Raw genomic sequence first — 12,062 nt, 5'->3', positions numbered from 1 at the left:
ACAATCCAGCAAAGTAACTTTACTTAGAATTACAAAAAAGTTGAGATTAGTCTCAAAATTGATCAAAAAACAAACAAAATTGTTTCATTTCTTATGATCGTTCCATCATGTTATGCATTTTCCTTTTACTGTATCTGATTGTATTGTTACAGTAAAAGGGATTATAAGTGCTTAAATTTAATAATGATATTATTCATGGGGCAATTTTTGACATGGATGGCACAATGTTTGATACAGAGCGTTTACGTTTCCAAACATTGAAACAGGCCTCTCAGGAATTGATTGGTGTTTCATTCAGCGATGCTTATTTAATGGCCTGTCTGGGGCTTAGTGCAACCAGTGCACACCAACTTGCAAAACAGCAGTATGGCGAAGATATTCCGTATGCTCAGATTCGTAAACGAGCTGATGAACTCGAACTTGAAAGTGTACGAAGTTTTGGAGTACCAATCAAAAAAGGGTTAGTTCAGGTACTAGAACGTTTACGTAAATCCGGTTTACGTATGGCGGTTGCGACATCAAGTCGTCGCTTAATTGCTGAAGAATATCTCATCAATGCCAATATTTATAAATTCTTCGATGTATTAGTGTGTGGTGATGAAGTACAGCAAGGCAAACCTCACCCCGAAATTTTCCTCTCCGCTGCTGAGAAACTCAATTTACCTTCCTCTGAATGTCTGATGTTTGAAGATTCCGAAAATGGCATTACTTCCGCTTATGATGCTGGCGGAGTCACCATCTTGCTGCAAGACATCAAGGAACCTAATTCCAACATGCTGGCCAAAACAGATTACTTTTTTGAAAGTATGTATGACTGCCTGCATCAATTAGATCAACATACACTAAACTTGGAAATGCCAACACTTCAAGAGTCTTTTCCACAAAGTCTGAATCAATTGACCGTTGGCATTCATGGATTTGGTGCGATTGGCGGTGGTTTCATGGCACAGATCATGTCACATTGGGATGGTTATACACGTCCAAAGCAGATCTATGCCTCAACCCATAATCCCTTATATCGATCAGCAGTGAATGCTTTTGGCAGTTATTGTATTCGTTATGGACAGCTTTCCTATGATGAACGTATTGAAAACATGAGCATTATGGATGCCGGTAATATTGAACAGATGCAGGAGATGTATATTGCCTCAAGCATGATAGCAGTGTGTTTACCTGAACATGCGCTTGCAAGCGAGGCCAAAACAATTGCCCAAGGTTTGTATGCTCGTCACATTGCCAATGATGAGCACTTGACGAACCCTTTAACCATTCTCATTATCTTAAATAAAATCGGTGCCAAACACTTATTGCTTGAACATGTGCATGGCGCTTTGGTTGAAATTACAGCTCCGGACATTGCTGAGCAGATTTTAGAGCAGCATTATTTCTGTGATACGGTCGTTAACCGGATGGTTTCCAAATTGACCGACCAAAACCTTTACCGTCAGTTGCGTATTAAGTACAACATTTTTAAGCAATACCAACTCGATCACGACCTTGATCATGCTGATATTGAAGATGCTACCCGTTTGAATCCTGAACAGGAAAGATTAGCTTCCATGTATGTCGAAGAGATGTGCAGTAACTTTAAACCCAGCCATATTTTGCAGACCATGGACTTGATTCTCTTCCATGCAGAAGTGGACATGCCGATTTACGTAGAAAATAACAGTCCCTTGCTAGGCAAAATGCGTCAGATGGTGTTGGTGGATGATATTCGGGAAATTCAGTTGATAAAAAACAGGTTATGGAATGGTGTTCATGCCATGACTACCTGGTATGCAACACGCCTAGGCTACGAAACGATTGGTTTAGCTATGACAGACCAAAAAGTGCGACAGTTTATGGAGGGGCTTCTAGAAGAAGTGAAGGCAGGGCTTACCCTTACCCTCCCACATCGCAAAAATGATCTTGATGATCTGGCAAAAAGCTTTATGAATTCTTGTGTCAATGCCTACAAAGATCCGTGTGAACGTGTCGCACGTGACCCATTAAGGAAACTGACGGCCTCTGAACGGGTATTTGGATCAATCGCATGTAATATCCAGCATGAAGGTTTACCCTACCAGCACTTAAGCCAAGGTGCGGTATTCGGTTACTGCTACGCCATTGAGCAGAATGCTGTCAGTTATGATGAAGCATTGGAACATCTGGAAATCCAGTTGGCTCAATCTGAATTGAACGAGCAGCATCAGCGGTGCTTACAGCAACATATTGAAATGCACTTAGCCCAACTGCTCCCAGATAAACATAAAATCCACAATTCACAATCCGTTCCAACCCCAAAGCAAGCCGAATATAATCTAACCTGACTGCGCCATCTGGAGATGTACTAGATCCAACCAGAATAGAAGCCTATATTAATGAGGTCAATTATGCTTGGCCTCATTGTTCAAGCATGAATTTAGCGGCACTGTTGCAAATAAAGATCTAAGTCAATGATATTCCGTTCAAAAAAGCTTAAAAACCGAAAACCCTGTTGATTAGACACACTTAACCCTGAGAATTTTCGTAATAAAATGATGAAGCTTGTCCTTTACGTAGTGCACGCATGACTTCAATACCTTTAATTGTGGCATAAGCCGTCTTCATCGATTTGAATCCTAACGTGGCCCTGATGATCCGCTTTAGCTTGCCATGATCACATTCGATCACGTTGTTTTTGTACTTAACCTGCCTGTGCTCAAGGTCTGGTGAACATGTTCTAACCGTGACAAAGCACCTTCATATGTGGATCCTTTATCCGTATTGATCACTCGTGGAATTTGCCACTTCTTCACATTATTTAAAATTTTTCCAAGAAAACAATAGGCTGATTTGGCATTACGTCTAGAAGAAAGGTAAAAATCAATGGTATAGCCACGTTGATCGACTGCACCATACAGATAAGACCATTGTCCATTCACTTTTACATAAGTTTCATCAATATGCCCTGAGCTCAGATCTGTAGGATTACACCAATACCAGCGCACAGCCCAAAGAATAATTTCGCCCTGAAAATGCCGACCATGGAAAGGATTCATATGCTGCACATTTAGCTAAAATAGTCTTCAGCTTACCATTTGTGGTTATTTACAACAGTGCCTATTCAAGCAATGCTAAATTAATCATCCAAAAATTAACTCAATGATTTAATAAAATTTAAAAATATTATTGTGTCGTATTTTATGTTAAATTTTGAATAATTTTTAGTCTAATTATTTAATAAAAAGATTAAAATTTGGGAGTTGCATTGGCAGCGTAAAGAGCACTCTATTTCACAGAGTAAATATGCTACACAAAAATAGATCTATTTTTATTCTTCTTGTCCTCATTGCAGTGATCATGAATATTTTCATGATTAGCTTATTGACTTATACCTTACATACTTCACGTGAGCGCGAACAAGCTCAAGCTAGGACCGGTGTAGAAAATTTAACATCACTGCTCGAAGAAAGTGTGAGCGGCAGTTCACAAGAAATCGATTTGTCTTTGTATACTTTACAAACTTATATAGAAAAAGAATTAGGTGATAAAAAACAAATAAATGACAGAGAAATCAATCTATTTATTCAGAAACAAAAAGATTGGATTGGCTCTGTTACACGAATACACATTACCGATACAAAAGGTCAAGTTCAATTCGCTGATCATGATATTGGTGGTCAGACTTCCAATTATGCGAATTATAGTTTTTTTAAAGAGGCCCAACAGAAAAATACGGATCAGCTGTTTGTGACCAAGCTGATCAGAGATCCAAATGGCCAAGGCTGGGTTCATCTATTTGCACGACGTTACAATCAGGCTGATGGAACTTTTGCAGGCATGATTATCACTGCATTACCTGCCAACTACTTTAATCATCTGATTGCAAAACTGGATGTAGGCCCTAAAGGAGTGGTACTGGTACAAGACTTGGATATGCGAGTTATTGCACGTAATCCCATGCTCAAAACACCGAACGGTCAGGTGGGTTTTGTGGGGGGGCCACCGGAACTGTCACAACTGGTTCACTCCGGCGCACAGTCTGGCACTATTTATACCCGACGAACTACAGATAAAATCCCGCGTATTGGTAACTTTCGCAAGCTAAGCAGCATGCCTATTTTTGTTGTTGTTGCCTTCGGTGAAAAAGACTATCTGGCCCAATGGTATGAAGATGTTATTAAAGCCATTTTGCTAGGATTACTCTTCATTGTGGTGACCACGATTGCTGGATGGTTACTTTGGCAGCAAATTCGGGCGAATATGTTGACCAATCGTCGTAGTCGGATGCTGTTACGTAATGCACAAGATGGTATTCATGTTCTAGATCGCGAAGGCAAGCTTCTTCAAGGCAGTGATTCCTTTTTTCGCATGATTGGTAGCACTCCGCAGGCAGCCTTGGGCAAAACCCTGTGTTACTGGGATAACGGCTATAATAAGGCGGAGCTGCAAGAGCTCATCAATAAAGGTATTTCTACGTCTGGGGGCATTCGTTTCGAAACCTGTTATCGAAATGCCCAAGGTGAGTGTTATCCAGTAGAAGTCAGTTCAGTTCTGGTACATCTTGATGATAATGAGGTGTTCTTCTGCTCGGCGCGTGATATTACCGAGCGTAAAAAAGCAGAAGAACACCTGCGTATTGCCGCGACTGCATTTGACTCTCAAGTCGGGATGTTGATTACAGACCCTCATTTGGTTATTTTACGTACTAATCGTGCTTTGACAGAAATTACGGGTTATAGCGAACAAGAGTTGATTGGGCACACGCCTAAAATCCTGCAATCAGGCATGCATGACAAAAACTTCTATTCCAGCATGTGGAACCATATTCGCACCACCGGATCCTGGCAGGGTGAAATCTGGAATAAACGCAAAAATGGTGAACTGTATCCACAGCACATCTTGATTGCCAGTGTACGGGATGAAAATGACCTAACGACGCATTATGTAGCTTCCATTACCGATATTTCTGCCTATAAAGCTGCAGAAGAAAAAGTACACTTGCTAGCGTTTTATGACTCTCTGACCAAATTACCAAACCGTAGCCTATTTTTGGAACATCTTGAACAGAGCATGAGAGACGCAGAAAATAAAAAGCAGCTCGGCGTGATTTTGTGTATTGATCTGGATAATTTTAAAGCTTTAAACGATACTGAAGGTCATGAAACTGGTGATAGCTTATTACAGCAAGTTGCAACTCGCCTGTTAGAGTGTGTTGAAGCGAATCATATGGTTGCCCGACTGGGTAGTGATGTGTTTGTTGTGCTGTTGGATCAGCTTGGTGCTTCTGAGACGGAGACTATTCAATGCGCAGAAAAGACGGCAAAACGTATTTTACAGACACTCGCTCAACCTTACTTTTTTGCAGACTCAGAATATCGTAGTTCTGCCAGTATAGGAATCAGCCTGTTTGGGCTACAAGCGTATGAAAATGTCCAGGATCCGGTTAAACGTGCTGACATGGCACTGTCTGAAGCAAAGAATTATGGTCGTAATACCTATCGCTTTTTCGACCCTTTGATTCAATCTCAGGTTCAGGAACGTGCGGAGATTGATGCCGGACTACGTCAATCCCTAGAAAAAAATCAGCTGGTGCTGTATTACCAGCCACAAGTGAATGGTGCACAACAGGTGACAGGAGTAGAAGCCTTGTTACGTTGGCTGCATCCAGTTAAAGGAATGATTTCCCCTGCTCGTTTTATCCCCGTCGCAGAAGAAAATGGTTTCATTATTACTCTGGGTCAGTGGGTACTGGAAAGTGCCTGCCAACAATTGAGTGACTGGGCCAAGTATCCGCAAACTGCTCACCTCAGCATGGCTGTGAATGTCAGTGCTAGCCAATTTGCTCGTGATGAGTTTGTCCAAGACGTGCTCGAAATTCTGGAACGTACACAAGCTCCAGCACACTTACTAAAACTTGAACTTACCGAAAGCGCCTTAGTGATGCGGGTAGAAGATATTATTGAAAAAATGACGGTTCTTAAACGTTACGGGGTGATGTTCTCTCTAGATGATTTTGGTACAGGATATTCTTCTTTAACTTATTTACAGCGGATTCCGATTGATCAATTAAAAATCGATCAAGGTTTTGTTCGGGATATTATGGTGAGTGCTAATGATGCTGAAATTACCAAAATGATCATTGTTTTGGCAAAAACTTTGGGAATTTCTGTGCTGGCTGAAGGTGTAGAAACCGAAGCTCAACGGGATGTATTAGAAAAACAGGGTTGTTATCATTACCAGGGCTATCTGTTTGGTAAACCGATGCCGATTGATGAATTTGAGCAGTATTTCATACTTCAGCAAACTCCGCATTGAATAGCCTTAGTTAAGCTATATTGATGGCTTTAGATCAATTTGTCCCAACATATTGCTAAGAACCTAAAGTAATTTACCTGATAGCCAATACACATTTAAAAGTGAAATAAAAAGAGTTTATCTAGGGCGTGTCATCAATTAAGCCATATCATGATTGAGGCAAGGTAGATCGCTGACAGGAAGTTTTGAGCCAATTTATCATAGCGCGTAGCAATACCTCGATACTGCTTGAGCTTGGCGAAGAAGTTCTCGATCAGATGTCTTGCCTTATAAAGATGTGGGTCATAATCACGCTGATCAATCGCGTTACTTTTGGACGGCATCACGATCTGACCCTTGATCTCATGGATTGGATCAATCACCCGATCCTTGGAATTGTAGGCTTTATCCATGAGCCAAGTCTGACTTAACGATAAGTCCAGCAGCATATCAGCGCCATTTAAGTCATGAGCCTGCCCGGCAGTGAGATAAAATCCTGTTGGGTTGCCTAAAGCATCAGTACGGGCATGAATTTTGGTACTTAAGCCACCTTTACTGCGTCCGATCGCCTGTTCTTTTTTTTTTCCGGCACTGTGTTGATGAGCGCGCACAATGGTTGAGTCCAGCATGGCATATTCATTATCACTATTCTTTGCCAGTACTTCAAAAACTTTCTGCCATATGCTTGCTTTAGCCCAACGGCTAAAGCGAGTGTGCACGACTCTAAAATCCCCAAAGCGTTCTGGTAAGTCTCGCCACGGAATACCTGAACGATACCGATACAATACTGCTTCAACAAATAGCCTGTTGTCTTTGGCAGTTACTCCAACAATACTCGCTCGTCCGGGCAACAGATCCTTAATCTGTTGCCACTGATCATCTCTTAATGCATAGCGTTTAGTCATGAAAAAATAATGAGGACAGATTAGATTTTCTCAAGCTAATTGATGACAGGCCCTAGGAGAATGGTGGCAGTCTACTTAAATAAACAGTCTCCGATAAACCAGATAATATTAACCATGAAGCTCTAATCTTATACAAGTTAGAGCTTCTGTTTTTCTCAGCTTAGTTACCTCGATAGGTTGAATATCCATAAGGACTAAGTAATAAGGGAATATGATAGTGTTTTACCGAGCCATCAGTTTGGAAAATCACCGGAACTTCTGGAAAGAAAGAATTTTGCTTATTTTTTTTAAACCAGTCTCCTGTTTTAAACGTGACTTTGTATATCGTATTATCTAAAGTTTTATTTTCTGGAAATAATGCGGTTACACGACCTTGCTCATTGGTTTTAGCTTCTGAAATCTGTATCCATTTTCCATTTTTCTGTTCTTCCAAAGTAACTTTTACATCAGGTGAAGGCAATCCACTTTCCAAGTTAAGTACATGCACACTTAAAGGATTTTGCGCCATTACCCAACTTGAAATAAATAAACTGCCAGCGAATAAAAATAACTTGTTCATATGAATTTATCCTGAATTAAATTGATTTAAATTTGTTTGAGTGTGATTTCTATGCCCTGTTGTGCACATTGATCATCTTGGATTGACCCACCTGCACCGGCTACACCAACTGCACCTAATAGCTGACTTTTATAAACTACGGGCACTCCTCCACCTAAAAGTAATAATTCAGGTAAGCTGGTTAAATTCTGTGAATCAACATTCTTCTGCGCATTACGCATAAATTGTAAGGTAGTCACCTTGCTTGAATATGCGGTAAAAGCTTTCCTTTGCGCTGCGATTAAATTATGTATACCCACAGTTTCATGCCGTTGACTTGCCAGGACATTGCCACCCTGATCTAAGACCACTACAGCCGCAGGTTTAGCAGTAGTGCTACATGCTTGCATGACATTGGTTGCCAGTTGATTAGCGAGGTTTAGATCCATGACATAGCTGGTTTTAGGAGCTGAATATGTGATTGAACTAAATAGAAGTACCGGAATAAATAGAAGTTTTTTCATCATTTCTATTAAGCTAAATTAAGAGATAAATTAGCTTATATAAAATAAAGTCACTATTGCATGACAATAAGATTACGGATTTGTAATGTGTAAACAGACAAATTCATATAATATTGTTTGGATGCAGATACTTATTATTGAAGATGAAACCAAAATTGCTGAATTTCTAGCAAAAGGTTTAAATGAATCCGGCTATTTAGCCAGTGTTGCTCATGATGGATTAACAGCGTTAACGTTGTTACAAGAAAAAAACTTTGATTTAGTAGTTTTGGATGTCATGTTACCTGAAATTGACGGTTGGCAAGTATTAAAGACCTTAAGGACATTTTCTAAAATTCCGGTACTCATGCTGACTGCAAAAGATCATGTCTTGGATCGGGTTAAAGGGCTCGAATTAGGAGCAGATGATTACCTGATTAAGCCTTTCTCTTATATAGAATTATTGGCACGGGTCAAAAATCTGTTAAGACGCGGTGTAAAAATCGAGTCTGAATACTATCAAGTTGAAGATCTAGTTTTATATAGGTTTGAACGTACTGTTTATCGGAACCAGCAAAAAATAGACTTAAGTACTAAAGAGTTTTCACTTTTACACTTATTAATGCAACATCAAGGTGAATTATTAACCCGATCTCAAATTGCCTCTGAGGTGTGGAATATTAATTTTGATACGGATACGAATGTAGTCGATGTGGCTATCCGTCGTTTGCGTGCCAAAATTGATGATCATTTTCAGCCTAAATTAATTCATACTGTTCGCGGTATGGGATATCGTTTAAGCGTAAATAAATGAAAAACCAATTAAAAAATATGAGCTTAACAACGCGCTTAAGTATTTCTTTCAGTATTGTTTGTTCCATTGTATTTTTGGGTGTTGGCTTGCTTTCTTATCACAACATGCAGCACCTGTTAACCAAACAACGTGATCAGAACTTAGCTGCGCGTATCGAACGTATCGAGGTATTTTTACAGGATCAGGAAAGTTTCCGGATTTTGGTTCAACACCCTCATCTATATGAAAATATGTTGGGTAAAGAAGATAATCTTTTAATCTTAAGAAATCAGCAACACGCCTTAATTGAGATAAATCCTTTAAAAGTTCGTATTCCTGCTATAGCAGAATCAAAAACAATTCTCTTTCTGGATAACCAGTTTCAACTGGCCACAACCCGTTTAGCTTATAAAACTGTTGTTTTTAATCATCAACATTATCAACTGATTGCTGGCACACAGCTTGATGAAGCTCAGTCTACGCTGGATCAATATCTATGGAAGTTGATTCTTTATAGTTTATTGGGAATTGGTGTAGCAAGTCTACTCGGACGCTTGGTGGGATTGTATTTACTGGAATCTCTCAATCATCTAATTGAGCAGACACATAAAATTCAGGGTAATCAACCTCAACAGCGAATCGAGATTAAAAGTGCCACCATCGAAGTGGATAAACTCAGTTCAGCAATGAATGCGATGTTAGAAAAAATTCAGATTAATTATGACCAGCTAGCACAGTTTTCTGAAGATATTGCCCATGAATTAAGGACCCCTTTGAATAACTTAATGGGGCAGACTCAAATCATGCTCATGCAATCTCGGTCACAACAAGAACTGGAACAGCTTTTATATTCTCATCTTGAGGAATATGAACGACTCAGTAAGATGATAGACAATATGCTGTTCATCGCTCGCTCTGAATACAGCGATTATATTATCGATAAAGAAAATATTGATTTATCCAACCTTATTTTAGAATTGGTCCATTATTTTGAATTCTTAGCTGAAGATAAACAAATGAGATTTGTTTTAGAATTAGAAAAGGGAATTCAAATATATGCTAATGCAGATTTATTAAAAAGAGCGCTGTCTAATCTTATAATCAATGCTATTGATTATGGATTTGAAGATCAAGACATTGTGATTTCAACAAAATCTACAGAAAGTCATGTCAATATTGAAATACTAACTAAAAATGTTTTTATTGATAAACAACATTTGAATCAATTATTTGAACGTTTCTATCAAATTGATAGTAGTCGACATTCCAAAGCAAAAACTGGTGGTTTAGGATTATCAATAGTTAGATCTATCATGATGTTACATCATGGAGAAGTAACCGCCTATAACACCAAGGAAGGCATTATATTTAGTTTAAAGATTAAATATTTAACTTGCAGATATTATTAAAAGTTTCTTAAAAATGAGAAATTTTAGTAGAAACCTCCCCATTCCTGAATGATTCAGCTGATTTATGAATTTCTCAATCCAAGCGCCTGAAACATCCATATCAGCCACGTTATAATCGTGATTGCTTCGGTGAGTATCCAGACTTTCTGGTCTTCGGAAGATTCTGTTCCCAAGACCAGAAAATAACGCTTCATTTCACTGTTCGGTGAGTTAATTGATTGAATTTTATTTATGGATATTAAGGACTAGATAAATCCGTTTCTGTTGCATTTTTTATCATTACTTTAGAGGCTTGAATATTAAACTTGTCACGCTTCATAAAGAATGTACAGAAGATCGCAAATATAGCCATCCCCATAATATAAGTAATAATCAAATGAGGACTGCCATCCCCCACACTTAAAAGTTTAGTTGCAATCAGGGGAGCTAAGCCTCCACCAATTACTCCGGCAAACTGCACAGAAATTGAAATACCGCTATATCGGATTTCGGTCGGGAATTGTCGAGCAAATAACTGGGATTGCGGTGCATACATGAGTGGAAAAACTACACCAATAGCGAATACTATTGCAGTCCAGACCAATAGTGGATCTTTGGTATCCAACATACTGAAAAATGGATAGCAATAAAGTGAAAGTACCACCAGACCAAACATAAACATATTTCTTTGACCCACCTTATCTGAGAGATGTCCAAATAAAGGCGTCATAATCATAATCAAGCCACCCCCACAAATAGTGGCAAATAGAATGTCTTGACGGGGAATCCCCAGTTTTGTCGTGGTATAGGCGAGTGCGAAGGTGGAAGCAATATAGAACCATGCATTCTCAGCGGCACGCGCAAAAATAATGGTTAAAAGCTCTCGAGGATGATTTTTGAAAACTTGCAAAGCTGGTACTTTAATTTCTTGCGCCTGGTCTTTAATTTTTTCAAAATCCGGGGATTCAGGTACTTTGACCCGGATATACCACCCAACCCCTAACAGGACAATACTGGCAAGGAATGGAATTCTCCATCCCCAGCTAAATAGGCTGGCTTCTGGCAACATAGACACCAACCCCAGAGCGATGGATGCAAGCATGAGTCCACCACCTGCACTGGCCTGAGGTAAACTGCCCCAAAATCCTTTGCCTCCCTCGGGTGCATGTTCAACTGCCATTAAAACGGCACCGCCCCATTCTCCTCCCATGGCCATGCCCTGAATGAAGCGCAGGATGACAAGACACACCGTAGCCCAATAGCCAATACTTTCATAGGTAGGCAATAAACCAATGAGAACGGTGGGAATACCCATCATAATTAAAGTAGTTAATAACATTGCTTTACGGCCAATTTTGTCTCCAAAATGACCAAACACAATTCCGCCCAAAGGCCGGCCAATAAATCCAACTGCATAAGTAGCAAATGCAGCCATTACACCCATCAATGGATCTAGATTAGGAAAGAAGAGTTTATTGAAAATTAATGCGGCGGCTGCACCGTAAATAAAAAAATCGTACCATTCAATAGTTGTACCCACCATACTGGATACACCAGCCAAACGGTGGGAAGACTTTTTATCTTGAGCATGAGATTGTTGTTCGGGTTTCATATATATCCCTCTTGTATTTTTTAGCAGAGTCATCCATGACCCACTTCATTATTTAAAATCCG

8 protein-coding genes and 1 pseudogene are annotated in these 12,062 nt (G+C 39.6%); 4 read left to right on the top strand and 5 right to left on the bottom strand.

All coding sequences use genetic code 11. The annotated features are described in order from the left end of the window. Nucleotides 1-167: 167 nt before the first annotated feature. Entirely contained in the window at nucleotides 168-2,312 is a 2,145-nt protein-coding gene (mtlD, locus tag HLH18_RS13230; protein WP_171547206.1) for a bifunctional mannitol-1-phosphate dehydrogenase/phosphatase, read from the top strand. 181 nt (nucleotides 2,313-2,493) lie between these two features. Here mtlD and HLH18_RS13225 read toward each other — a convergent pair. After that, a pseudogene (locus tag HLH18_RS13225) lies at nucleotides 2,494-3,023 on the bottom strand (IS6 family transposase). Nucleotides 3,024-3,324: 301 nt separating this feature from the next. Between HLH18_RS13225 and HLH18_RS13220 the strand changes: the two are divergent. Beyond that, nucleotides 3,325-6,282 (top strand): bifunctional diguanylate cyclase/phosphodiesterase, encoded by a 2,958-nt coding sequence (locus tag HLH18_RS13220; protein ID WP_250852428.1) that lies wholly within the window; start codon nucleotides 3,325-3,327, stop codon nucleotides 6,280-6,282. A 134-nt stretch (nucleotides 6,283-6,416) separates the two neighbouring features. On the opposite strand, the gene HLH18_RS13215 is transcribed toward HLH18_RS13220, so the two are convergent. From HLH18_RS13215 to HLH18_RS13205, 3 genes are all read right to left on the bottom strand, one after another. Next, nucleotides 6,417-7,166, bottom strand: coding sequence for an IS5 family transposase (locus tag HLH18_RS13215; RefSeq protein ID WP_171547204.1), 750 nt, complete (start codon nucleotides 7,164-7,166; stop codon nucleotides 6,417-6,419). A gap of 160 nt (nucleotides 7,167-7,326) precedes the next feature. Further along, nucleotides 7,327-7,725, bottom strand: a complete 399-nt coding sequence (uraH, locus tag HLH18_RS13210; RefSeq protein WP_171547203.1) for a hydroxyisourate hydrolase — start codon at nucleotides 7,723-7,725, stop codon at nucleotides 7,327-7,329. A gap of 26 nt (nucleotides 7,726-7,751) precedes the next feature. Further along, nucleotides 7,752-8,228, bottom strand: coding sequence for a GlcG/HbpS family heme-binding protein (locus tag HLH18_RS13205; protein ID WP_502708143.1), 477 nt, complete (start codon nucleotides 8,226-8,228; stop codon nucleotides 7,752-7,754). 121 nt (nucleotides 8,229-8,349) lie between these two features. Between HLH18_RS13205 and HLH18_RS13200 the strand changes: the two genes are divergently transcribed. Together HLH18_RS13200 and HLH18_RS13195 are read left to right on the top strand one after the other, a co-directional pair. Further along, nucleotides 8,350-9,021: a heavy metal response regulator transcription factor gene (locus tag HLH18_RS13200; RefSeq protein ID WP_171547280.1), complete on the top strand. Its 672-nt coding sequence runs from the start codon at nucleotides 8,350-8,352 to the stop codon at nucleotides 9,019-9,021. Then, nucleotides 9,018-10,409: a heavy metal sensor histidine kinase gene (locus tag HLH18_RS13195; protein ID WP_171547201.1), complete on the top strand. Its 1,392-nt coding sequence runs from the start codon at nucleotides 9,018-9,020 to the stop codon at nucleotides 10,407-10,409. The genes HLH18_RS13200 and HLH18_RS13195 overlap by 4 nt, the downstream gene beginning before the upstream one ends. A gap of 238 nt (nucleotides 10,410-10,647) precedes the next feature. Here HLH18_RS13195 and HLH18_RS13190 read toward each other — a convergent pair whose 3' ends face one another. Beyond that, nucleotides 10,648-12,000, bottom strand: coding sequence for an MFS transporter (locus HLH18_RS13190; RefSeq protein WP_171547200.1), 1,353 nt, complete (start codon nucleotides 11,998-12,000; stop codon nucleotides 10,648-10,650). Nucleotides 12,001-12,062 lie beyond the last annotated feature (62 nt).

The organism is Acinetobacter sp. ANC 5414, assembly GCF_013004295.1.
In the GTDB taxonomy this organism is placed as follows: Bacteria; Pseudomonadota; Gammaproteobacteria; order Pseudomonadales; family Moraxellaceae; genus Acinetobacter.
Note: the sequence above shows the minus strand (reverse complement) of the source record. Positions and strands in the feature narration are given on the sequence as shown.